The following is a 23,628-nucleotide window of genomic DNA, read 5'->3' on the forward strand; positions in this document are numbered from 1 at the left end:
ATCACTATTAATATTGTTCTAATATACCGATAGAAACTTCAAACTCTTTTTTAATCATTCCAAATATGTTTTTTCTTTTGCTCTCTCTCACACTAATAATAAAATAGCTTTCACCATACTTATCTCTAGCCTGTTTTTCAATTTCTTCTCTGTTTTTTCCAAAAATTTTTATTGTTTTCATCTTGTAACTCCAAGTAATATATTATTATTTATATCTTAATTGCCCAATAAGGCATTCATCATTCATTATTTTATACTAGCAATACCCTGTACATTGTATCCTTGCGCTATTTCAGTAGTAGCTATAACCTTGTACTTACCAATATTCTTAGCTATAAACTGATACAAAGGTCTTCTAATAATAGGAGAAGTTAAAAATACTATATCATCAACTCCTGAATCACTTACAAGTTTAACAGCATCTTTTATATTTTTAATTAAGTTCTGCATACTTTCAAAACTCATAGCTATCATCTGAGAACCTTGTAAATTACCTGTATTAGCAAGATTCTGAGCTATATTGTTTTGAAGCTGCTGACTTAAAGTAATAACTCTTATATTTCTATCCTGATCAGCAACCATCTGCGATATTTGAGATGCTAATCTGCTTCTTACCAATTCAGTAGCCTGTTCGCTTCCCATAATTGATATAGCATCAGCAACACCTTCTAATATAGCAACACTGTTTCTGATAGGTACTTCCTCCTGAAGAAGATTCTGCAATACTTTCTGTATATATCCAAGAGGACTTTCATTATGAGGCTTAGCTGCAAGTACTTCAGATACAAGAGCTTTATGATCATCTTTAATAAGATCAAGCATATTCTGTACTTCTTCACGTCCGATAAGAAGATTAGCATTTCTCTTAATAGTTTCGCTGAAGTGAGTAGCAATAACTGAAGTAGGCTGAAATAACATAAAGCCTTTTTTCTCAGCCATATCTTTTTCATCAACCTTAATCCAATAAGCAGGAAGTCCAAATGCAGGCTCTCTTACTTTCTCACAATCAGGAGAAGGTCCGTCTGGAGAATTAGCATTCAAAGCTAAAAGCATATTAGGACGAACAAATCCTTTAGCCATTTCAGTACCATTAATACTTACTGTATATTCATCAGGTTCTATTACACTGTTATCCACAATACGAACAGGAGGAACTACAAGTCCAACTTCTAATGCAAGCTCCCTACGAATCTGACTTATTCTGTTAATTAAATCTCCTCCCTCAGATTCCAATGCCAAAGGTATAAGAGAAGCACCTACTGAAAGTTCTATCTTCTCTACTTTTAAGAAAGGAGTAACATCCAAAGGCCCTTGCTGTACCTGTTCGCCAGTATCTGTTTTTGTACCATCTTCATTAAGTCCAAGTTCCTGCTGTTCTTTCTTCAAAGCATATCCTGCTAAAAATAAAGCTAAAGCTATTACAAATAATGCAATTTTTGGGAATCCTGGTAAAAGCATTAAGAAGAAAGCAAATCCAGCACCTATGAATAAGTTTTTAGGCTTAGCAAAAACTTGTACTGCTATTTGAGTAGACAAGTTATCTTCGCTGCTGCTTCTAGTTACCAACAAACCTGTAGCAAAACTCATAAAGAATGAAGGTATTTGGCTTACTAAACCATCACCAACAGTAAAACGAGTATAAGCATTTACTGCCTGAGTAAAACCCTCTCCTCTCATTGTCATACCAATGATGAGTCCGCCTACTATATTTATTACAGTGATTATGATACCAGCTATAACGTCCCCTTGTACGAACTTTGAAGCACCGTCCATAGTACCATAAAAATCACTTTCACCTCTAATCTTTTTTCTCTTCTCTTCTGCCTCTTTATCTGTGATAGCTCCTGCCTGAAGTTCGCTTTCAACAGCCATCATCTTTGAAGGCATACTATCTAATGCAAATCTTGCTGCTACTTCTGATACTCTTGTAGCACCTTTAGTGATAACAACAAATTGTACTATTATAAGAATGATAAATATTACAACACCTACAACAATATTTCCGCCTACTACGAAGTCAGCAAATGAAGTAATTACCTTACCATTAAAATTAGCTCCTTCAGTAAGAATCGCTCTAGTTGTAGATACGTTCAAAGCAAGTCTGAATGCTGTCATAACAAGGAGCACAGAAGGAAATACACTGAAATCATTAGCACTTCTTATACTAAGCACCATAAGCAATATCAATAATGATACTATAATATTTATTATAAGTAAGAAATCCAATATTATTGATGGTAATGGTATGATAAGCATCATAATTACCATAACTGCACCTATAGCAAACATTATATCGCTATGTCTGCTTAAATTGGAAGGCAGCTTTATATTATCTAAAATTGATTTAGCACCATTCATTGTTGCCACTTTTTATTCCTCCTATATAGCCCTTGCCATTTTTTCATTACGTAATCTATATACCTCGCCAAGTATCCTTGACACAACATGAAATAGCTTTTCAGGTATATATTGTCCTAACTCAACATTGTAATATAATTCACGGGCTAAAGGTTTATTCTCTACTATTTGAACATCATTTTCCCTAGCTATTTCTTTTATTTTTAATGCTATATGATCTGCTCCCTTAGCTGTTACTACAGGGGCATAATCTCCATTCTCATATTTCAAAGCAACTGCAAAGTGAGTCGGGTTTGTAATAACTACATCCGCTTCAGGTACAGATTTAAGCATTGTTCTGCTTACAATCTTTCTAGCCATCTCCTGCAATTGACTTTTTACCAAAGGATCTCCTTCCATCTCTTTAAACTCTTCCTTCATCTCATGCTTTGTCATTTTCAAACTATTAATGTATTGTCTTTTTTGAAAGAAATAGTCGAAAGCGGAAACTATTATCATAAATATAATTACTTTAGCAAGCATTTCTAAAACTATAAAGAAAAACAAATTCATAGCCTGACTCAAACCCATATTAACCATATTAAATAATTCTGTACGTTTTCCATATATAGTAGTAAAAGTAAGAAGTGATATAACTATCATTTTGAAAAGTATTTTTGCCAAATTCATCAAGTTTTGAGATGATATAAATACTCTTTCTTTGAAGTTAGACCAAGTAGGTGCTATTCTTTTAAAATTAGGTTTTAATTTCTTTGTAGTAAATAAGAACTGAGTCTGAGCTAAATTAACTCCAACACCAACTACTAAAGCAACAGCCATAATGATGCCCGCAGTTTTTGCTAAAAGAACAAATATCTCTAATAACATATCTGTATAAGCTGCATTATTTATTGAAGCATCAGCATTAGATATTTTATTCATTACGCTAGTAAAGAATTGTGCTACTGTATGAGTAAAATATGTAGTTAATAGAGCTATTACAGCTATTGAAACTGCTAAAACTAAAGTCTGGTTTATCTCAGCCGAGTTAACAACACGTCCTTCTTCCTCTCTAGCTTTTCTTTTCTTTCTCTCTGTAGGAAGTTCAGTTCTGCCTTCATCTTCAGGAGCAGCAAATAATGTTAATACATATCCTTTTCCTGTAAGACGCAAATATTTTCTGTATAGCTTAGCTTTTAATATAATGAACAATTCAAATATAGAAGAAAGTATTTTTTTTATCATACTGTTCCTCCGGATAAGAAAGTTATTATATTATTAACATCTGCTATAGTAGTTTCTAATACTTTCATAAAATTAGAAACAAGAACTGGTATCAAAATATAATAAGCAGCTACACCAACAGCTATCTGCATAGGAAAACCAAGCATTAAAATATTCATCTGAGGTGCCGCCTTAGCTAATAATCCCAAACTTAATGATAATAAAAATAAAGTAAGCATTATAGGTAAAGCTAATGAAAGAGCCACAGAAAATAAAGAACTCATATAATATATCATTCTATCTATAACGCCGTTAAACGATGAAGTAAATACTGCTTTTGAAGCATCGCTCAATACAGGCATAGCCTTAAAGCTGTAAAATAAAGTTCTGATAACCCAGCTAGGTCCGTCTATGGCTATAAATAATAATATAACTACTAAAGACTGTAATTGTCCTAGTACTGGTACTGTAACTTGAGATATAGGGTCAACAGTTTCTGATATACCGAATCCCATTTGTATTTCAAAGAAATTCGCCATAACTTGATAAGCAGTAAATATGATTGACATCAAGAATCCTATCAATATTCCTATTAATGCTTCATTTACTAATGTCAAAAAGTATTCAACAAAAGTAGGAGCCACCTGAACATTGATATTAGCAACTAATGGAAATATAGCTGCTGTAGCAATGAAAGCTAATGCCATTTTTATAGTATTAGGAATAACATTAGAAGAAAATAATGGAGCTACCATAAGTATAGCTATAAATCTTACCATAATGAGCAGGTAAATTTGAAAGAAATTCACGAAATTATCCATTATTAATTCCCTAATCGATTCTCTAAACTATTTTTTACACCCAACAAAATTATCTAGCTATACTTGGAAGTATGCTGAATAATCTAACAGTAAATGCACTAGTATAATTCAGCATCCAAGAAGCTAACATATATATCACTGCCAACATTGCTATCATTTTAGGAACAAATGTTAAAGTCTGCTCCTGAATACTTGTAGTAGCTTGAAGTATTGAGATTATCAATCCAACAATAATTGATACTCCCAAAACCGGAGCTGATAGCAACATGAATACCCATAAAGTTTCTTGCACTAAAACAATAATCGAAGTATCACTCATAAAATTTCCCTTAAAAAATTATTAACTATATAAAGCAGCAAAATACATTTCTATATTTATTGGAAACTCTGTACTATCTGAAGTATTAAAAGTTTCCATCCGTCTACCGCAACAAATAAAATTATTTTAAGCGGTAATGATATCATAATAGGCGGAAGCATTATCATACCCATTGCCATAAGTATGGAAGCAACTACCAAATCTATAACTATAAATGGAATAAACAAATATATTCCCATCTTAAATGCTATTGTAAGTTCATTAATAATGAATGCGGGAACAACAACAATGGTAGGAATTCTGTTTAAATCATCAACTGTCTGAATCTCTCTAAGTCTTATATCTGTATTACTTATACTCAAGAACAAATCCAAACTCTTCATACCATTCTCACCACGTAAAGAGTTAAACATAAACATTCTTATAGGCTGTATACCTCTGCTGTATAATTCATTGACACCTATAGTACCATTTAAATATGGCTGAAGTGCCTCATTATTTACCTGAGTTAATGTGGGCATCATTATAAAAAATGTCAAAAACAAAGAAAGCCCCATTATCAATGCTCTTGGAGGGGTTTCTTGTAAAGACAATGCCCTTTGAACAAAACTTAATACTATTGAAACTCTTATAAAACTTGTTGTCATTATTATTATAGATGGAGATAATGACAATATTGTTAAAAGAAATAATATTTGAAGCCCCAAGCTAACCTGCTGAGGTGTCTGAGCCTGAGTAACATTTAATCCTATTGTAGGTATTGGTATCTGAGTATTATCTTGAGCGTAAGCTACCGTAGGTATAAGTAAACATAATACCAAAAATACCATTAGAAACTTTCGCATCTTGAGAACTCCAATCTTATAAATTTTTTCCTAATCTTTTTTCTTCTGAAAACGATAATATTTAAGACTTCAATAAAGTTAACATATTATCATAAAATAGTCAAGCATTATGTTAACTAATTTACAATCCCTTATAATAAATTTTATCGATCCTATATTATTTACAGTATCAATACAGTGTACAAATTTTTTTATACAGTATTAAACTAAATAAATAATCCCATTATATAGCAATTGTAATAAACATCATCAATACAAAAAAAGCCTTTTATCTCTCCCTCTATAAAAAAACCAAGTGATTTATAGAGTTTTAATGCTCTTTCATTATCAGTTCTAACCGTTAATTCTATCTTTTTTATAGAATTTTCTTTAGCATAGGCTATAGCATAATTAATAAGCTTTTTAGCGATTCCATTACCCCAATATTTTTTTAATACACTTATTCCTAAATTTACCCTATGTTTTACCCTTTTCTTATCAATACCTTTTAAATTACATATTCCGATAATTTCACCGTCTATTTCGCATAAAAACATCTTAGTAGTTATGCTTTTTTGTATATTTTGTAAAAATTCCTCCTCTTTTTTTACATCTAATTCCCTTTCATTAGAATCAGACATCATAAAATTTGTTTCATCAGACACTTTGACTATGTAATTTACAACATTTTCAGCATCTTCTATATGTGCTTCTCTTATACTACACATAAACACCTGCAATATTGATTATCGGATTTTATTATGTAAACTATAATATGATAACTTATTTTTTCTTATTTTTCAATTGATTTTTTAGAATTTTATATTATTTTTAATATATATAAATTATACATAATATATATTTTTTTAATAATCAATATTATTAATTTTACTAAAAAGATTATATTTGGTTATAATAGTTGTATATGTATTTTTGTTAATAACTTATTTTACTAATAGATAGAAAATAAGTTATTATATTTAACAAAGCAATTATTCATTATTATCAGACTCCTAACACTATTATTGATGGGCTTATGGTTTTCCTTAATCATAAGCCCATTGTTTTATTGACAATAGTACTTTTTTAAAATAGAATATAAAAAATATAATTATTATTGGGGTAAAAAAATGAAAAAAACACTATTATTACTATCATCTCTATTCTTACTACTATCATGCTCTCAACAAAAGAATCAAAATATAAACATATTTGAAGCATTAAATGGCAGTGAATTCTATCTCACAAGCAATCCTAAAATAACAATAGGATTTGAAAACAGTAATGTTTATGGAAATGCAAGCATAAATAGATATTTCACATCATTCAGCATTAGCAATGATCAAATAATTTTAGGTACAAATATAGGAGCAACTTTAATGGCTGGAAACGAAGAAGATATGAAAAGTGAACAAGAATTTTTAACTGATTTAAGCAAAGCTAACTCTGTTTCATTAGATAATGATAAATTAATAATAAAAACTTCTGAAAACAAAGAATTATTTTTCATAAAAAGAAGTTTAAATTACAATGATTTATATGGCAGAGAATTCATTCTTGAAAATAAATACCCTGAAATCGGTATAACAATAGGATTTGACACTAATAAAGTTTATGGTTTTTCTGGAGTTAATAGATACTTTGCAGGATATACCTTAACTAACAATAATGTAATATCAATAGGGGCATTGGGTTCTACTATGATGGCAGGCCCTGAAGAAAATATGAAAGCAGAACAAGAATTTACAACATTACTTTCAGAAGCATCTAATATCACATTATCAATAACAAATTTAGAAATAACTACAAAATCAGGTGAAAAATTAATATTTAAAGATGATTCTATATCAGGCAATAAATTATTAGGAAGAACATTTTTATTGAAAAATTTCTATAAATATCCTAATGTAGAAATCACTATGTCTTTTTATGGTAAAGAGAATCAAGTAAATGGTTTCTCTGGTGTAAACACTTACAAAACTTCATATAGCAATATAAACGGCAATGAAATTAAATTTAATGGTTTAGCTATGACTAGAATGGCTGGTTCTGAAGAAAATATGAATGCTGAAGCAGATTTCTCAAAATATATTGAAAATGCTAAATATATGTACTTAAAAGGAAAAGAACTTATTATAATAGCTAATGACGCTACAATATTAAGATTCGTAGAAGATTATTTTGATGTTAATGAGTATTCAGGAAAAGAATTCAAATTATCAAATATGCTTGAAGGCACAGAAATCACTTTATCTATAACTAATAATTCATTTGTTGGAAAATCTGGAGTTAATAACTACAATATACCATTTGAAATAAAAGATGGTAAAATAACAATGAGTAAAACAGGAATATCAACTTTAATGGCAGGTCCTGAAGCTGATATGAATGCTGAAGATGAATATTTAAAACTTCTTAATAAAGCTAATTATATATCTTATAACAATAATACTTTATGCATAAAAACATCTGATGATGATATATTACTTTTTAACATGGTAAATTAAATATATTTTTACTGTTTCTTATTTATTATGTTATATATAGTATAGCTACAAACGTCATTTGTTGCGCTCTTAAGATATATATACAAACCCATTACTTTCACTCTATGAATTCAAATTTCATAGAGTGTTTTTTTATGAAAATATGATAAAAAATATGTTGATTAATTAAATAATTATTTGTATAATATCATAAATATATATTAGGATAAGAAAATTGGGAAAAATATTAAAAAAAATATCTGATAAATACAATAGTATAAATATAGAACAATTTAAAAAATTTTATATAGTATCAATGACATTAATATTTTTAATAATAACTGTCATATTTTCTATTTTGGTTGCTGACATAGTTCTGCAGCCTGATGTTCAAGCTGTAGAATTGTACAAGCCTACAATACCTACAAAAATTTATGATATAAAAGGTGAAGTAATATCAGAATTTTTCACAGAGCAAAGAGCATTAGTAGAATATAAAGATTTACCTCCTCAATTAATAGAAGCAATAATATCTATGGAAGATAATAATTTTATGTCGCATTTTGGAATAGATATTATAGGTATATTCAGAGGTACAATAGGAAACATATTAACCGGAAGAAGAGCAAGAGGTGCAAGTACATTAACTCAGCAGGTTGCTAGAAACATTGTATTAAAATCTACAGAAAGAACAATAACAAGAAAATTAAAAGAAATATGGGTTACTTTCCAAATAGAAAAAAGACTTACTAAAGAAGAAATAGTTACTTTATATTTCAATCAAATATATTTCGGACACTCTGTATACGGAGTTCAGGCAGCAAGCAGATTTTATTTTAACAAAGATGTACAAAATTTAGATTTAGCAGAATGTGCAATGCTAGCCACACTTCCGCCTGCTCCGAATGCATACTCCCCTATCAATAATCCTAATATATCAATAGCAAGACATAAAGTTGTTCTTAACAGAATGGCTGATTTAAATTTCATAACTAGAGATGAAGCTAAGCAGGCACATAAAGAATTCTGGGAATCATATACAGGAAAAATCGGAAGAAGAGGTTCAACAGCTTATAGTGCATCAATAGACAGAGCTCCTTATGTTACTGAATATGTTAGAAGACAATTAGTAGATAGATATGGAGAAAAAGCATTAAAAGAAGACGGACTTAAAATATACACAACTATAGATATAGAAAAACAGGAAGCTGCTCAGAAATTATTAACAGAGGCGCTTACAGAATATAATAATAAATATGAAGGCGGTTCTATGGATATAGTTAATCTATATAATAGAGAAACTATAGATAAAATGAAAATGATTTCTATATTATTTAATCTTCCTGAAAATACAGCTTATAATAAATTTAATATTGCAGTAAGAGATACTTTAAATAAATATACTACTTTACCTTTGGCATTGATGTCTGATATATTTGGAATGGAAGAAGTTAATGACATTACTATGGAAGTAATGAAAGCTGATGAAGCAGAACTTTCAAGACAAATTGAAGGAGCTTTAGTTTCAATAGACCCTAGAAACGGATATATTGTTTCAATGGTTGGAGGTTCAGGATTTACAGCTAGAAACCAATTCAACAGAGCTACTCAGGCAAGAAGACAGGCTGGAAGTGCTTTCAAGCCTTTTGTATATGCTGCCTCAATGGATGTTACTAATTATAGCCCTTCAACTATTGTTAGTGATGCTCCTATAGGTTTTGTGCCTGAAGAAGGAGAAGACGGAGAAGTTTGGATACCTAAAAACTATTCAGGAAATTTCAAAGGCGATGTAAGTTTAAGATATGCATTGTCTGCATCATTAAATATAGCTACAGTTAACGTACTCAATTATGTAGGAATAACAAACACTATAAGATATGTAGAGCCTATATTTAAAGCTGAACCTGATTCTGATAAATCTAAAAGAATGTTTAATCCTGATTTAACATTAAGTTTAGGTACAGGATTATTCACACCATTAGAACTTACAACAGGATTTGCTGAATTTGCTAACGAAGGAAAAGAAGTCAATCCTATACTTATAAGATATGTTACTGACAGATACGGAATAGTAATGGACAACTTTGAAGATGAATTAAAGAAAAAAGTAACATTAAGAGGCGGTCCTAAACAAGTTATAAGTAAAGAAGTTGCCTACATGATAAGCGACATATTAATGGGAGTATTAAGAGGCGGTACTGCTACAAGTGCTATGTACGAAGCTAAATTCACAAGAAGAGGCGCTGGTAAAACAGGTACTTCTAATGACTGGAAAGATGCTTGGTTTGTAGGATATACTCCAGAGCTTGCTACAGGAATATGGATAGGATTTGACTCATTTAAATATTCTTTAGGAAATAATCAGGTTGGAGGAAGAGTTGCTGCTCCTATATGGGGTAAATATATGGTAGAAGCATTGAAAGAGGTTAAGCCTACTTGGTATACAAAACCTGAAAATGTTATAAGCATGCAGGTTTGTGCTATAAGCGGAAAATTGCCTGGTCCTTTATGCTATTCTTTCCAAACCGACTTATTTGTACAAGATAAAATACCTATTGATACTTGTAATGTATGTTCTCATTATTTGGAAGATTCTAATGAACTTGATAGCATAATAGATTCATTCCTCAATTATTAAAGGGAATATGGAATGGATAAAAAAATAATAGAGAATATAGATTCTAAAATTCTAAGGTATAAAAATATATTAGCAATACCTTCAATACATTCTAGGGTTTATTTTTCTTTAGCTGTAAGAGAAGCTTTTGAAAATTTTAAACCTGATATTGTAGCGGTAGAACATCCTGCCAATTTTGCTGATTCATTAAGAGAGGCTGTAAGCAGACTTCCATTTGTAAGTTTGATTATAAGAGAAATTGAAAATGAAGCTGTTTATATACCTATAGATCCCTGTGATTCTATAATAGAAGCTGTTCGTCTTGCTATAGATGAGGAAATACCATTCTTTCCAATAGACAAAGATATCACTTCAATAAACTCTAATTCTCATTATCTTATGCCTGATGATTATGTTATGAAAAATATAGGGCTTGAAAAATTCTATACTGAAGTAAAAAACAATTATATATTTCATAAAGATGAAACAGATGAAGAGAGAGAAATATTCATGGCTAAAAATCTTCATGAACTCTCTAAAAAATATAATAAAATACTTCTTGTTATAGGAATGTCGCATTGGGAAAATATTGTTGAAATATTAAAAAAATTAGACGATGAAAAATTAAAAGAAGAAATATTAAGTAAAAAGTTTTCAGAAGATGATGAAGAATATATATATTCAGAACCTAAAATATATAATGTACATAAAGAATCATTAAATAAAATGCTTGGAGAGTTTCCATTCACAACTTATATGTACGAACTATATAGAAACGGAGAATTAGAAACTTTTGATAAGATACATATAATAGAAACTATTTTTAGAGAAGCAAAGATGAGGTATAAACTTCCAATATCATTACTTCAGCAAAAAAATATGATGAAGTATTTAAGGAATTTATGTCTTCTTGATAATTATATAATACCAGACTATATAGATATGCTCACAGCAGCAAAATGCATGATAAACAATGATTATGCATTAGAAGTAATGGAAGGTATGGAATATTATCCTCATTACACCGAAGAAGATGAGAACTACCCTACCATAAAATTAAATAGAGATCCAAGCACAAATGGTATGGAAGGAATGCTAAAAGATAAAAAAATCAAACTGCATAAATATGATAATGTATGGAAAACATCTTTCAAGAAAGTTAATGTAACAACTCGTCCTAGTGAAAAATATGAAGGAGAATGGGAAGATGTTTGGAATAAAAGAACAAATCTTCTTTCTCATGTACCTGAAGATATACTTATGGAAAAGCATATGAATATACTTAGAGATAAAATAAGAAATATGCTTACAGAAGACAAAGCAAGAATAGAACCTTTCACTGTAAGCATTAAAGACGGTATTGATATGCGTGAAACTATAAGAAACTATTATAAAAATGAAATATATGTAAGAGAGATTCCAAAAATCAAGGGAAATATCGGACATATGGTTGTAATATTTGATGATGAGCATGACGAAGATTATGATTGGAATATAGTTTGGTATAGTGAAGCACATGATGACAGCGATTTGATATTATACTCTACTGAACCTGGAAATACTTTAGTAGGTCCTGGAATTTCTAAATGCTATTTTGGAGGTTATGCTTCTTTAATGCCTCCTCAGGCTCCGCATGATGTTTGGAGAATGTATAAGCATTTAAAAAAAGACGGAATAGTTAGAAATTATGCTGATTTACTTTTATATACGGCAATAATATATTCTGTTGATAAATATTTAGGTTATGTTGCCCCTACTCCTCCTTCAAGCATATTAAAAGAATTTGCAAAAAAGAATTCAGTTGAAATAGTTTATGTTCCTCTCACCACTTTTTCAAGTGAAACTCTAAGAAAGTTAAGACATTTTCATGTACTTGGAAATAAAAGACTTAGAAAAATTGCTGATGATTATATAATATAATTTATAAATTAATTATCAAAATAAGATTAATATAAACAATTAAAACTAGATTAACTAATTAAATTATTCTTTTTTATCTTTCTCTTTACTATCTAGAGCAATTTGACGGCTATTAAAAGGACTAAATCTTAAACCTATCTGCAGACCAAGACCGAATGCATCTGTAGATACATATTTTTTTTCATCAATTTTTTGCCTTACACCAAATTCATAATCAAAATACAATCCGAAATTGGCACCTACATTATAATTATTAAATACAGAATAATCTACCGTTAATTTAATGTAAGGTATTACATTCATTTTATCGTATTTATTAACTATATCAACCATATTTACAGTACTTCCAACTGATGTGTAATTAGTACCATAACTAACTGTTTTTACCTCTTCAATTCCTGATACAGGTATTTTTAATCCTCCTCCAACACCTATAGAAAAATCATAAATATTTACTTTTGGTAAAATTCCTATTTGAAAGCTATGAAAAGCAGAAGTAGAAACAACAGATTTTGCTTTGTCAGAAGATATTGAAGAAGAATAAGTATCATAACTATATCCTGTTTCAGCCAATATACTAAGTCCTATATTATTTTTAAAATCTATTACATATCCGAATTGTGCTGTAATACCAATATCAAAACCCAATCCTACTTCATGTTCTGGTGTTCCCATAGGTATTCCTACAGCCATACCAGCAGGTATATTTATTATTCCTTCAAATCCGCTTGCTGCCAAAAGTGATAAGTTAATTGATATAAAAATACTTATAAATAATAACAGTTTTTTCATATTGGCAACTAAACTCCTCGTATACTTTTCATTACAATATTATCATCAATTTAAATATACATTTTTTTCAAAATTTATCAAATGATTATATATATTATCGTAAATAATTACTTATTTTATATAATATGAAGTTATTTACCTATACAGAAATTAGCAAATATTTCATTAATTACTTCTTCAGCATCAACTTTTCCGCTAACGTTTCCAAGTATATTATTCAATATATTCATCTCTTCAGCAACTTCATCCAATGAATAAGACTCTAATGATTTTTTTATACATATGTCAATCTGTTTAAGTCCGCTTTCTAAATATCCTCTTTCTCTGTTATTGACATAAGTTTCTTTATTGAAAATATCCATATCAGAATCTGAAACATAATTTTTCAAAGCAGATATCAATTCATCTTTTCCTGATTTTGTTTTTGTACTTATATTAATAATATTAGCGCTTACTATTTCTTTATTAAACTTTTTATCTTCATCGCTTTTATTAAGTATATATATAATATTTTTATTATCTAATGTATTTAAGAACTCTATTAAATTAATATCATCTTCATTTGCTATGTCGCTTCCGTCAAACACTGCAAGTATAATATCAGATTCACATGCACATTTTTTAGCTCTTTCAATTCCTTCAAGTTCAATATCATTATCAGCTTTTTTATGAAATCCAGCAGTATCCATCAAATAAAAAGGTATATTCTCAATATAAATGTTTTCACTCAAAAAATCTCTGGTAGTTCCAGCAATATTTGAAACAATAGCCCTTTCTCTGTCCAATATCATATTAAATATACTGCTTTTACCAGCATTAACTCTGCCCAATATTGCTACTTTTATACCATTAATAAGATTTTCAACCCTTTTGGAATTTGATAAAATATTTTCTATATCTCTTTTTATAATCTCAAAATTTTCTATAAGCTTATCATAAGAAAAATTTTCTGTTTCATCTTCAGGAAAATCTAATTCTCCATAAACAAGCATAAGAGAATTTTTTATGTTTTCTCTTAGTTTATCTATTTCTCTTGTAAGCCTGCCTCTCATTTTATATATGCTTGCTTCAGCCATAAGTTTATTATTAGAATCTATCAAATCATGTATAGCCTCAGCCTCACTTATACCTATTCTTCCATTAATATATGCTCTGTATGTAAACTCTCCTCTATTAGCTGCCCTTGCTCCGTTTCTTATTAAAAGATTCATAAGAGCATCTATTACAACAATGCTTCCATGAGATATAAATTCTATTGTATCTTCAGATGTGAAAGTATTGGGAGATAAAGAAGATAATACTATAACTTCATCAACAGGAATATTATTTTCATCTTTTATTAAAGCATAATAACTTTTTCTATGCTCAAAATTATTTATATTCTTATTTTCATTATTAGCATAGAAACATATTTTTGAAGCTATTTCTAATGCCTTGCTTCCTGACATTCTTATTATAGCCAATGCACTCTTTGAATATGGTGTTGATAATGCCGCTATAGTATCTTTTATATCATACTCATTCATATTTTACTCTTAACTATTTTCTTGCAAATGTTCCATTTTCTTTTGAAGTTTTTTCTGCTCTTTTAATTCTTTTCTTAGCCTTTTCTTTTCTTCTTTTCTTATCTTTTTATTTTCTTTTTCTTCTAATTTTAATGCAGTATATAAATTACCATTTTTTACTATATAATCAACACAGAAATCATAATCTTTCTGCATTATTTGAAGTTCAGGAATTTGTCTTGCAAATTTTACATAATCAGATTCTTCAAACATTTTTATTATATATTCACTTTCATTAAATACATTTTCCTTGAATAATTGATTTATTTCACTAGTAGTCATATCTTCTATATTGAACCTAAATCTTTTTGTAAGATATCTTTTAAATATAAATGTTAATTCAAAATAATACTCTGCATATTTACTTTCATTATAATAAGTATTGCAGTCTACGAGTTTTAATGCATTCAATGCTTCTGTATCTTCTTTTATATTTATTTTCTCATTGAATTTTCTTTCTATATATTTTACTACAGCAAATATTAATATTATTATTCCAATAATAGCAAAAACTATAAGAACAACGAATAGCCATACATATTTAGGCATAGGTATACCAATAGTACCTTTCATAGGAGGCAAAGTTTCTCCGTCAGAGAAAGGATATACCAATATAGTTATATCTTCACCATTAAGTTCTTTGTATTCATTATTATAATTATATGAAATCTTAAATGGATAAACAACAAATTGTCCTACATCATAAAAACCTAATTTATATTTTATGATTCTCTCTTTATATTCTCCTGAATCTATAGTTTTATTTTCAACAGATATGATTCTGCATTTATTATCTCTATCATCAAATGATAAATCCTCAAAATTATATTCTATATTATTTTTAGAAAGTATACGAACTTCATAATCTACAGTATTTCCAATAACAACATTAACAGATGAAATACTACTCACCACATTTACTATAGTACTTTTATCTATTTGTTTAGAACATGATATTAATATAGTAAATATCATTATAAATAATATCAATATTTTTTTCATGAAATTAAACTAATCCTATATAATCTATTATTTTCTTCATACATTTCTATTTCAAATAAATAGTATGGAGCTTCAAAATAATCTTTAAATTTACTGCCCCATTCTATCATAGTAATTCCATTCTCTCTTATTTTATCTTTGAAGCCTATATCATCAAGTTCTTCTTCTTTTTCAAGTCTGTATAAATCCACATGCCTCAAAATACTTTCTTCGCCATTTAAAATTATATCATACTCATTTATCAAAGTAAATGAAGGACTGCTTACAATATCTTCGCTTTCCATTAATCTTGATAATATTCTAACAAATGTAGTTTTACCAAATCCAAGATTACCTTCCATTATAACTATATCACCGTCTTTCAATATATCTTTAAAAAATTTAGCAACTTTTTCTATATATTCAAGGCTTATATTTTTTTCTTCTTTAATAATCTCTTTTTTCATATTTGTTAATGTCAATATCATAAAATAATAATTTAAATTATAGAAATAATATATTATAGAGTATTATTTGTCAAATGCTCATCATAGTCTTTTTTATCATTACATATACTAAGCATTTCCATAATGGCAAATATAGAAATTAATCTTAATCCAAAATTACTCATATCAAGTCCGGCAAGCATAAATAAAGTGAATACTATCAATTTAGGACAATAATATTTTGATACCAAAGAACTCATAAAAGATGTAAATAAAGTCATTAAAAACATTATGATAACTACAAGATAAACAGTAAAAGGCAAATACATAACAATTCCTAAAGCACCAAAGAATGACACAACAATCAAAAAGAAAGAATTACCAAATACTAATATTGCTATTATTGATAATATCACCATAATAATAATAAAAAAGAACGATTTATTAATATTTTTCATAACAACTTTTTTCATAAATATAAGTATATAAGCTATCATTAATATAAAAAATGAGAAAGATGATAATTTACTCATATAAGTTGATATAAAATTAGATATATAGTGAAAAACATCTGTATCTATTATTTTATTGGCTGATATTAAAATATAATTGATATTAGATGCCGCCATAGAAATAAGCATAAAAACATATATTCCTCTGTCTAATTCCATTATATTATTTGATTTTACTATAGAAACAAAAATTTTAATTGTAAGTATAAATATTGATAAAAAATATAATAATTCTATATAATTATAAATATTAATTTCTATAGCATAAAGTCTCAAAGTACCTGATATTAAAAACAATATACCAAATAAAGCTAAAAAAAGTTCAGAATTAAATATGCAGCTGTAAAATTTATAAAATACTAGAAGAAAAAAAGATATTAATACAATATAATTTAAAATAAATGTAAATATATATAAAAAAGAATTATTATCAATTACTAAAGTTCTAAAAAACAAATAGTTAAAAAATACAATGGCAATCAGCAAATATGACCAGAAATTGTATGCACTTACAAAGGAAGTATTTTTATTCATTTGAATCATTAACTATTACCCAATTATTATATATGCTAATATAGTAATATTTTTATAGAAAAATTGCAAGAATTTAAAACACATAGTTTCCTTTAGAATCCACTTTAATCTTTAATTCTTTTTTATAATTTTGAAATATATCATATCCTTTTTTTATATTTGACCAAAAATCTATTAAAGATTCATCATAATATTTTTTATAATAATCAAAATTCTTGTCTGTCATTTGAAAAGGAAATATATAAACAGGTATTCTATTTTGACCATTATCTTTAGCATATACAGCATATAAATATATTTCTTTTATTTTATCATCAGTCATAGGCATGCATCCTATAGTAACATTAGCACCATGAATAAATATATCTCCGCCTAATCTTGAAGCATTACTTTTCTTTTTGTCGGATTCATTGGGATAATTAATGCCTAATGAAAGATAATAACTGCTTGCAGGATTGAATCTGTCTATATAATAAAAACCTTCAGGAACCTGTAAATCTCCTTCCATTCTTTTAGGACCCAATATTCCTGATTTTGCTGCTATGTTATATGAAGCTATTTTCTTGTATGTACTATCTGATTTATTTTTTGCGTATATTTCAAGTATATCTTCTTGTTTGTATACTGTTATTAATATATTTAATTCTTCTAATTTTATATTATTATTTTTTAATGTATTTTTTACAATATTGTCTTTTTCTTTTATGGCTGTTCTTACCCTATTGTATCTTTTCTGATCATCAAGAAAATCTCCAGCGAATAAAAAAGAATTAATCATATTTAAAACAATAATAGCTATAATAATTTTTTTCATAAAACGCCCCTATTAAATCAAATATCGTAATTAGAAATATTTCCTTGATTAAAAATATATTTTACTGTATTATTATTGCATTAATATATAGAATTTAAAAGGAGTAAGTTATGTTAACTTTTAAAACCATTGATGATAAAGAAATGCAGCATATAATGGATACTAAAGAAGTAAGCGATGATATAAAAAAATCTTCAGAAAATGTATTGGCTATATTCACTCAAGATTGGTGCGGTGATTGGAAAGGATTGCAAAGAGAATTAAATGCTAATAAAGATAATTCAAATATTGATATAACTATTTTTATTTGTATGTACAATGAAAGTCCTTTGTATGAACCTTTTATGAATTTCAAAGAAACAGTATGGGGCAATGATTTAATACCTTATTTAAGATATTATAAAAATGGTTCATTTGTTAAAGATACTAATCATTTACCTTTCCAAAGATTAATAAAAGCATTTCAATAAAAATACAATGTTTAAAATTGAGAAGGCGGGGATTGAAAATCTTGATGATATTTCTCTTCTCGCCAAAAATATATATTTGAAATACAATTCCAATTTAGATACAGATGAAGGAATCAGCAATGTATTAACTTTTATATCAGTTAATAATATGAGGCTAAGATTTTTTATGCAAGGCTCTTTAATGCTTATTGCTAAAAATGAAAATGATATAATAGTTGGAATGCTTGAGATAACAGATTTTGATCATATTTCCCTTTTTTTCGTAGACGACAAATATTTTAAATTAGGTATAGCCAGCAGTTTATTTGAAGAAGCAAAAAACATTTTAAATTCAGATAAATACACCGTAAAATCTAGTCATTATGCATGCGAATTCTATAAAAAATTAGGATTCGTAGAATTATATAATGATATTCAGGAAGAAAACGGAGTACATTTTCATTATATGATTTATTAGTCGCTAATATTATAAATGGGCAGATGATATTAAAATCAAATGCCCATTTCTTATTATTATTTTATTTTTTCAAATTTAAATTTAATTTTTAATTCTATTTGATTATTCAATCCTGTAGCTCCATTTCCGCAATTATCTTCATTGTCAGGGCCGTCCATACCATCAATTATCATAGATATCTCAGCTTCACTATTTTCATTAACAGTTAAACTTGAAGTTTTAGATTTTATTCTATCTCCATATTCATCTGTTATAGAAGCTAATTCAAAAGTATTATTATTTTTATTGTATTTGAGTTCTATCTTTATCTTGTCATTTTCACTATAAGCATAAGGATAATGTACTTCATATAGGAAATCTCCGGATCTTTCATCATATTTTGTTAAATTGACTGCCATTGATATTGTTATATCATCATTATCCTCATAAAGTAATGAATGTTCTTTTGATGTTATATTAATACTTCCTACAGAATCAAGTTTTACTTTTAATGCCTGATCTATTTTACTAGGATTTAAAGTAGTAAATGGAGATAAAGAATGAACATCGCTTGAAGAACTATAAAAATCTAACTTCATATCATATCCAAACAATGCATAATCAAGTACTTTTCCAAACCAACCAACATTACCAGTAATGGCATTTCTACTTGCCGATTTAGTATCTATATTTCTTAATTCCATAGAAGTAAAAGTCAATTTCATCTCTTTTTTATTGTCGGAAGCATTCTTATTGAAATAAGGTGAAGTTCCAGCACCTTGATATGATGCTATAGGTCTGTTCTCATCGTGAATTGAAGGAAAATACCCTGTAGAATTCAGTCTCATTTCATTTTGATATTCAGTATATAAAGTAACTTTTCCATCTGCATGCACTATACCTATAGGATCATATTCATAAAATTTCTTTTTGCTTTCAAACAGCTCTACAGCCTTAAACTCTATAGGATAAGGAGTACCAACTACAGGAGCACTAGCAGTCTTTGTTATTTTAGCATAGGCAAATACCAATTTTGAATGAGTATCCACAGCTATTAGATAGTTATTCAAATCTACCCCTATACCAGCAACTTTAGCAGATCCCTTTATTCTATAAAATAAAAATCTATTCATTCTATCAGATTGATTATATGAACTATCTATGGTTACTAAAGGGTTTTTAAATTCATATTTATATACAGTCATAGGATTTATAGCAATACCCTGTGCTTTATTTCCATCTCCAGAAGCATCAAAATTATATTCAACTATAGAAGGATCGCTATAATACCATGATTTAGAGTTATCCTTATAAAATTCATATATAGGTACATTATCATCATCAAAAGATACTTTTAAAAACCAATCTTTTATCTCATTTCCATTAAAACCATTATACCTATATCATTCCAAGGACCATTTTTAAATGGGTCTTCATCTTCGGGTACAGTTTCATCTCCTCCAACATCATCTGGATTACTTTCATTTGTATTTCCGCTAGATATATTCTTTTTATTATAATAGTATCTAGGATTGAAATAACTTCCACAAGATGTAATAAATAAAGAAAATATAATCATTAATAATATACTGCTTCTGTTCAACATAATACCTCACATGAAAATATACATAATGAAAAAAACGTCTACTTTTATAGTATATATTATTAAATTTAAGTAAATAATATTTTTTAATATTTATCATAATTTTTTTATACTTATTCAACAAATAAAAAAAATACAATACATTTTATACAAAAAACATACGTTATAAACAAACTGTCTATTTAAAAATATTAATTATCATTTTTAATGTAATGTTAATTGTAAAAATATTAATATTATATTATAATTAACATAATATGTTATTGTAATAGGACGATCAATGGAAAATATACTAGAAGTAGAAAATTTAAAAATGTACTATCATACCTCAAAAGGTTTAGTAAAGGCTATTAATGATATCAGTTTTAAAATAAAGAAAGGTGAAACTTTAGGCATTGTAGGTGAATCAGGATGCGGAAAAACTAGTCTTGGTACGTCTCTTTTAAGGATGCCTTCTATACCAGGAAAATATGAAGGAGGAAGAATAATACTTGATAATGAAGATATTATTCCGCTTAAAGAAGAGCATGTAAGAAAAAATATAAGATGGACTAAAATATCTATGGTGTTTCAGGGAGCTATGAATTCCCTCACTCCTGTATACACTATAGAAAAACAAATGATAGAAACTATAAACAGACATATTGATATGAGCAAATCAGAGGCTAGTAAACTTATAGAAGAATATTTAGGATATGTAGGACTTCATGCTGATGTTGCAAAGAGATATCCGCATGAACTTTCAGGCGGTATGAAGCAAAGAGTTGTTATAGCTACTGCCCTATTTTTGAAACCTAAACTAATTATACTTGATGAGCCTACTACTGCATTAGATGTTATAGTACAGGCACAGATTATAAACTTATTAAAAAAATTAAAAAAAGATTTTGATTTGTCATTTATTTTTATAACGCATGATTTGGCATTAGAGGCTGAAATTTCAGATAAAGTATGCGTTATGTACGGAGGAAAGATTGCAGAGCTTGCAAGCAATGAAGATATATATAAAAATGCTAAACATCCGTATACAAAAAGACTTTTAGCTGCTACTCCTAGATTAAATAAAGCTGTAAGTAAATTGGAGTTCATAGAAGGTACTCCTCCTGATTTACTTAATCCACCTAAAGGCTGTATGTTTTATGATAGATGCAAAGAAAGAATAGATAAATGCAAAAATAAAGAGCCTATATTAAAAGATATAGGAAACGGACATTTATGTGCATGCCATTTGATTAATAACTAAATATAATTAATAATAAATAATAATAAAAAAGAAGAAAAATTATGAATAATATAATATTAAAACTTGAAAATGTAAAAAAATATTTTTATCCTCGTACTAATATAGTGGAAAGCTTGATTAAAAAATCAAATGAAATAAAAGCAGTCGATGATATAAGTATAGAAGTAAAAAGAGGAGAAATACTTGCCATAATAGGAGAATCCGGAAGCGGAAAAACTACTATAGGTAAACTTGTAATGAAATTGATAAACCCTACTTCAGGAAATATTATATTTGAAAATGAAAATATTAATAACTTTAATAAAGAAGAAACCGCTAAATATAGAAGAAATGTTCAGATGATATTCCAGGATCCTTATGCCTCTATGAATCCAAGATTTAAAATAAAGGATGTGTTAAAAGAACCTTTATATATTCATAATATTGAGGGAGATGAAAAGATTTATGATGAAATGGTTATAAAGGCATTGAAAGATGTAAAGATAAATCCTCCGGAAGAGTTTATGGAAAGATACCCTCATATGCTTTCAGGCGGACAGCGTCAGAGAATTGCAACTGCTAGAGCTTTGATACTTAATCCTAAATTGGTTGTTGCTGATGAGCCTGTTTCTATGATAGATTTATCTACAAGAGCTGAAATACTTTATATGATGAAAGAACTTCAAACAGAAAAGAATTTAAGCTATATATACATTACTCATGATTTATCAACAGCAAGATATTTTGCAGATAGAATAGCAGTTATGTATTTAGGTAATATTGTAGAAATTGGAGATGCTGATGAAATAATAGATAATCCTAAACATCCTTATACAAAGGCTTTAATTGCTGCAGTACCAGATGCATCATCAGGAAGAGTTAACATAATAAAAGAACTTCCAATCAAAGGAGAAATTCCTAATGCATCAGATATTCCTTCAGGATGCAGATTCCATACAAGATGCATATATGCAAAAGAAGAATGCCAAAACAATATTCCAAATTCTAAAAAGATTTCAGAAAATCATTCTGTTTCATGCCTATTTGCCGAGTAAATAATATTGAAATTACAAAATAATTTCAGTATAATAAAATAATTAATGATAAACAGGAATAAATTATTATGAAAGAATACAATGATCAGGAAAAAAAAATAGCTGAATATATAGAAAAATATTTACCATTCAGAGCAAAACATATATTTTCTACAAGAGATCTTTCCATTCAAATAGCAGAAAAATATAATGTTGATACAAATAAAGCCTCCATTGCTGCATTATGTCATGATTTAGGAAAGAGATATAAAGATGATGAAATGCGTAAAATAATACTTGAAAACGATAATAAAGAATATCCAAATTATATAACAGGTGCTTTACTACATGCCAGAGTAAGTTCTATAATCACAGAAAAAGAATTCTTAATAAATGACAAGGAAATTTTAGATGCAATAGAAAGTCATACAGTAGGACATGGAAATATGACTATGTTAGAAAAGATAATATATGCATCCGATTATCTAGAGCCTACAAGAAATATACCTGCCGCTGACAAAATAAGAGAGAAAATTTTTACTGATTTTGATAATGCATTTTTAGAAGTGGTGTTGGAATCTATAAATTTTGTTTTGAGTAAAAGGCAGTATTTATCAGATAAAACCATAGAACTTTATAATTCATTAGTTATTAAATAATAGTATTAGGTA

General features: G+C 28.0%; 23 protein-coding genes. 8 read left to right on the forward strand and 15 right to left on the reverse strand.

Annotation, left to right across the window (positions count from 1 at the left end):
• Nucleotides 1–7: 7 nt before the first annotated feature.
• The 7 genes from BRSU_RS14585 to BRSU_RS06460 form a co-directional block, all read right to left on the reverse strand.
• Nucleotides 8–181, reverse strand: a complete 174-nt coding sequence (locus BRSU_RS14585; RefSeq protein WP_008725115.1) for a hypothetical protein — start codon at nt 179–181, stop codon at nt 8–10.
• A 65-nt stretch (nt 182–246) separates the two neighbouring features.
• On the reverse strand, nt 247–2,358 hold the full coding sequence (locus BRSU_RS06435) for a flagellar biosynthesis protein FlhA (RefSeq protein WP_209435148.1): 2,112 nt from the start codon (nt 2,356–2,358) through the stop codon (nt 247–249).
• A 21-nt stretch (nt 2,359–2,379) separates the two neighbouring features.
• Complete coding sequence (gene flhB / locus BRSU_RS06440) at nt 2,380–3,582, reverse strand: flagellar biosynthesis protein FlhB (RefSeq protein ID WP_048594440.1); 1,203 nt, start codon at nt 3,580–3,582, stop codon at nt 2,380–2,382.
• Nucleotides 3,579–4,382: a flagellar biosynthetic protein FliR gene (gene fliR / locus BRSU_RS06445; RefSeq protein ID WP_048594441.1), complete on the reverse strand. Its 804-nt coding sequence runs from the start codon at nt 4,380–4,382 to the stop codon at nt 3,579–3,581. Before fliR ends, flhB begins: the two co-directional genes overlap by 4 nt.
• Nucleotides 4,383–4,431: 49 nt before the next feature.
• Complete coding sequence (gene fliQ / locus BRSU_RS06450; protein ID WP_012669897.1) at nt 4,432–4,701, reverse strand: flagellar biosynthesis protein FliQ; 270 nt, start codon at nt 4,699–4,701, stop codon at nt 4,432–4,434.
• Between the two features lie 56 nt (nt 4,702–4,757).
• A complete protein-coding gene (gene fliP, locus BRSU_RS06455) occupies nt 4,758–5,546 on the reverse strand; it encodes a flagellar type III secretion system pore protein FliP (protein WP_048594442.1) in 789 nt (262 codons plus the stop codon).
• A gap of 206 nt (nt 5,547–5,752) precedes the next feature.
• Nucleotides 5,753–6,253: a GNAT family N-acetyltransferase gene (locus tag BRSU_RS06460; RefSeq protein ID WP_048594443.1), complete on the reverse strand. Its 501-nt coding sequence runs from the start codon at nt 6,251–6,253 to the stop codon at nt 5,753–5,755.
• A 402-nt stretch (nt 6,254–6,655) separates the two neighbouring features.
• Here BRSU_RS06460 and BRSU_RS06465 point away from each other — a divergent pair, with 402 nt between their 5' ends.
• The 3 genes from BRSU_RS06465 to BRSU_RS06475 all read left to right on the forward strand — a co-directional run bounded on the left by BRSU_RS06465 (nt 6,656) and on the right by BRSU_RS06475 (nt 12,548).
• Nucleotides 6,656–8,032 (forward strand): META domain-containing protein, encoded by a 1,377-nt coding sequence (locus BRSU_RS06465; RefSeq protein ID WP_048594444.1) that lies wholly within the window; start codon nt 6,656–6,658, stop codon nt 8,030–8,032.
• A gap of 214 nt (nt 8,033–8,246) precedes the next feature.
• Nucleotides 8,247–10,649 (forward strand): penicillin-binding protein 1A, encoded by a 2,403-nt coding sequence (locus BRSU_RS06470; RefSeq protein ID WP_048594445.1) that lies wholly within the window; start codon nt 8,247–8,249, stop codon nt 10,647–10,649.
• A 12-nt stretch (nt 10,650–10,661) separates the two neighbouring features.
• Entirely contained in the window at nt 10,662–12,548 is a 1,887-nt protein-coding gene (locus BRSU_RS06475) for a TraB/GumN family protein (RefSeq protein WP_048594446.1), read from the forward strand.
• 63 nt (nt 12,549–12,611) lie between these two features.
• Here BRSU_RS06475 and BRSU_RS06480 read toward each other — a convergent pair whose 3' ends face one another.
• From BRSU_RS06480 to BRSU_RS06505, 6 genes are all read right to left on the reverse strand, one after another.
• Complete coding sequence (locus BRSU_RS06480; protein WP_048594447.1) at nt 12,612–13,340, reverse strand: outer membrane beta-barrel protein; 729 nt, start codon at nt 13,338–13,340, stop codon at nt 12,612–12,614.
• A gap of 131 nt (nt 13,341–13,471) precedes the next feature.
• On the reverse strand, nt 13,472–14,866 hold the full coding sequence (mnmE, locus tag BRSU_RS06485; RefSeq protein ID WP_048594449.1) for a tRNA uridine-5-carboxymethylaminomethyl(34) synthesis GTPase MnmE: 1,395 nt from the start codon (nt 14,864–14,866) through the stop codon (nt 13,472–13,474).
• A gap of 9 nt (nt 14,867–14,875) precedes the next feature.
• Nucleotides 14,876–15,907 (reverse strand): hypothetical protein, encoded by a 1,032-nt coding sequence (locus BRSU_RS06490; protein ID WP_048594450.1) that lies wholly within the window; start codon nt 15,905–15,907, stop codon nt 14,876–14,878.
• Nucleotides 15,904–16,353 (reverse strand): tRNA (adenosine(37)-N6)-threonylcarbamoyltransferase complex ATPase subunit type 1 TsaE, encoded by a 450-nt coding sequence (tsaE, locus tag BRSU_RS06495; RefSeq protein ID WP_048594452.1) that lies wholly within the window; start codon nt 16,351–16,353, stop codon nt 15,904–15,906. Before tsaE ends, BRSU_RS06490 begins: the two co-directional genes overlap by 4 nt.
• Before the next feature lie 53 nt (nt 16,354–16,406).
• The gene (locus tag BRSU_RS06500) at nt 16,407–17,387 is read right to left on the reverse strand and encodes a WESB_1763 family membrane protein (RefSeq protein ID WP_048594454.1); all 981 of its coding nucleotides are present in this window, start codon (nt 17,385–17,387) and stop codon (nt 16,407–16,409) included.
• Nucleotides 17,388–17,451: 64 nt separating this feature from the next.
• A complete protein-coding gene (locus BRSU_RS06505; protein WP_048594455.1) occupies nt 17,452–18,192 on the reverse strand; it encodes a L,D-transpeptidase family protein in 741 nt (246 codons plus the stop codon).
• A gap of 110 nt (nt 18,193–18,302) precedes the next feature.
• Here BRSU_RS06505 and BRSU_RS06510 point away from each other — a divergent pair, with 110 nt between their 5' ends.
• Nucleotides 18,303–18,662, forward strand: coding sequence for a hypothetical protein (locus BRSU_RS06510; RefSeq protein WP_047114229.1), 360 nt, complete (start codon nt 18,303–18,305; stop codon nt 18,660–18,662).
• A 7-nt stretch (nt 18,663–18,669) separates the two neighbouring features.
• Nucleotides 18,670–19,119, forward strand: coding sequence for a GNAT family N-acetyltransferase (locus BRSU_RS06515; protein WP_048594458.1), 450 nt, complete (start codon nt 18,670–18,672; stop codon nt 19,117–19,119).
• A gap of 56 nt (nt 19,120–19,175) precedes the next feature.
• Here BRSU_RS06515 and BRSU_RS06520 read toward each other — a convergent pair whose 3' ends face one another.
• Together BRSU_RS06520 and BRSU_RS06525 are read right to left on the reverse strand one after the other, a co-directional pair.
• On the reverse strand, nt 19,176–20,303 hold the full coding sequence (locus tag BRSU_RS06520; RefSeq protein ID WP_048594460.1) for a hypothetical protein: 1,128 nt from the start codon (nt 20,301–20,303) through the stop codon (nt 19,176–19,178).
• A 164-nt stretch (nt 20,304–20,467) separates the two neighbouring features.
• Nucleotides 20,468–20,704: a hypothetical protein gene (locus BRSU_RS06525; protein ID WP_048594461.1), complete on the reverse strand. Its 237-nt coding sequence runs from the start codon at nt 20,702–20,704 to the stop codon at nt 20,468–20,470.
• A gap of 277 nt (nt 20,705–20,981) precedes the next feature.
• Here BRSU_RS06525 and BRSU_RS06530 point away from each other — a divergent pair, with 277 nt between their 5' ends.
• The 3 genes from BRSU_RS06530 to yqeK all read left to right on the forward strand — a co-directional run bounded on the left by BRSU_RS06530 (nt 20,982) and on the right by yqeK (nt 23,616).
• Nucleotides 20,982–21,944, forward strand: coding sequence for an ABC transporter ATP-binding protein (locus BRSU_RS06530; protein WP_048594463.1), 963 nt, complete (start codon nt 20,982–20,984; stop codon nt 21,942–21,944).
• 38 nt (nt 21,945–21,982) lie between these two features.
• On the forward strand, nt 21,983–22,978 hold the full coding sequence (locus BRSU_RS06535; protein WP_048594465.1) for an ABC transporter ATP-binding protein: 996 nt from the start codon (nt 21,983–21,985) through the stop codon (nt 22,976–22,978).
• Nucleotides 22,979–23,046: 68 nt separating this feature from the next.
• Nucleotides 23,047–23,616 carry a bis(5'-nucleosyl)-tetraphosphatase (symmetrical) YqeK gene (gene yqeK, locus BRSU_RS06540; protein WP_048594467.1) on the forward strand — a complete coding sequence of 190 codons (570 nt, stop codon included), beginning with the start codon at nt 23,047–23,049 and terminating at the stop codon, nt 23,614–23,616.
• Nucleotides 23,617–23,628 lie beyond the last annotated feature (12 nt).

It is taken from the genome of Brachyspira suanatina (assembly GCF_001049755.1).
GTDB lineage: Bacteria > Spirochaetota > Brachyspiria > Brachyspirales > Brachyspiraceae > Brachyspira > Brachyspira suanatina.

Excerpts from the sequence above, each read along its gene's own strand:
- BRSU_RS06505 (WP_048594455.1), bottom strand. The coding sequence starts at position 18,192 with ATGAAAAAAATTATTATAGCTATTATTGTTTTAAATATGATTAATTCT.
- BRSU_RS06465 (WP_048594444.1), top strand. The coding sequence starts at position 6,656 with ATGAAAAAAACACTATTATTACTATCATCTCTATTCTTACTACTATCA.
- flhB (WP_048594440.1), bottom strand. The coding sequence starts at position 3,582 with ATGATAAAAAAAATACTTTCTTCTATATTTGAATTGTTCATTATATTA.
- BRSU_RS06510 (WP_047114229.1), top strand. The coding sequence starts at position 18,303 with ATGTTAACTTTTAAAACCATTGATGATAAAGAAATGCAGCATATAATG.
- yqeK (WP_048594467.1), top strand. The coding sequence starts at position 23,047 with ATGAAAGAATACAATGATCAGGAAAAAAAAATAGCTGAATATATAGAA.
- fliR (WP_048594441.1), bottom strand. The coding sequence starts at position 4,382 with ATGGATAATTTCGTGAATTTCTTTCAAATTTACCTGCTCATTATGGTA.
- BRSU_RS06490 (WP_048594450.1), bottom strand. The coding sequence starts at position 15,907 with ATGAAAAAAATATTGATATTATTTATAATGATATTTACTATATTAATA.
- fliP (WP_048594442.1), bottom strand. The coding sequence starts at position 5,546 with ATGCGAAAGTTTCTAATGGTATTTTTGGTATTATGTTTACTTATACCT.
- BRSU_RS06525 (WP_048594461.1), bottom strand. The coding sequence starts at position 20,704 with ATGTTGAACAGAAGCAGTATATTATTAATGATTATATTTTCTTTATTT.
- BRSU_RS06435 (WP_209435148.1), bottom strand. The coding sequence starts at position 2,358 with ATGAATGGTGCTAAATCAATTTTAGATAATATAAAGCTGCCTTCCAAT.
- tsaE (WP_048594452.1), bottom strand. The coding sequence starts at position 16,353 with ATGAAAAAAGAGATTATTAAAGAAGAAAAAAATATAAGCCTTGAATAT.
- BRSU_RS06480 (WP_048594447.1), bottom strand. The coding sequence starts at position 13,340 with ATGAAAAAACTGTTATTATTTATAAGTATTTTTATATCAATTAACTTA.
- mnmE (WP_048594449.1), bottom strand. The coding sequence starts at position 14,866 with ATGAATGAGTATGATATAAAAGATACTATAGCGGCATTATCAACACCA.
- BRSU_RS06460 (WP_048594443.1), bottom strand. The coding sequence starts at position 6,253 with ATGTGTAGTATAAGAGAAGCACATATAGAAGATGCTGAAAATGTTGTA.
- BRSU_RS06530 (WP_048594463.1), top strand. The coding sequence starts at position 20,982 with ATGGAAAATATACTAGAAGTAGAAAATTTAAAAATGTACTATCATACC.
- BRSU_RS06520 (WP_048594460.1), bottom strand. The coding sequence starts at position 20,303 with ATGACTGTATATAAATATGAATTTAAAAACCCTTTAGTAACCATAGAT.
- BRSU_RS06475 (WP_048594446.1), top strand. The coding sequence starts at position 10,662 with ATGGATAAAAAAATAATAGAGAATATAGATTCTAAAATTCTAAGGTAT.
- fliQ (WP_012669897.1), bottom strand. The coding sequence starts at position 4,701 with ATGAGTGATACTTCGATTATTGTTTTAGTGCAAGAAACTTTATGGGTA.
- BRSU_RS06515 (WP_048594458.1), top strand. The coding sequence starts at position 18,670 with ATGTTTAAAATTGAGAAGGCGGGGATTGAAAATCTTGATGATATTTCT.
- BRSU_RS06500 (WP_048594454.1), bottom strand. The coding sequence starts at position 17,387 with ATGATTCAAATGAATAAAAATACTTCCTTTGTAAGTGCATACAATTTC.
- BRSU_RS14585 (WP_008725115.1), bottom strand. The coding sequence starts at position 181 with ATGAAAACAATAAAAATTTTTGGAAAAAACAGAGAAGAAATTGAAAAA.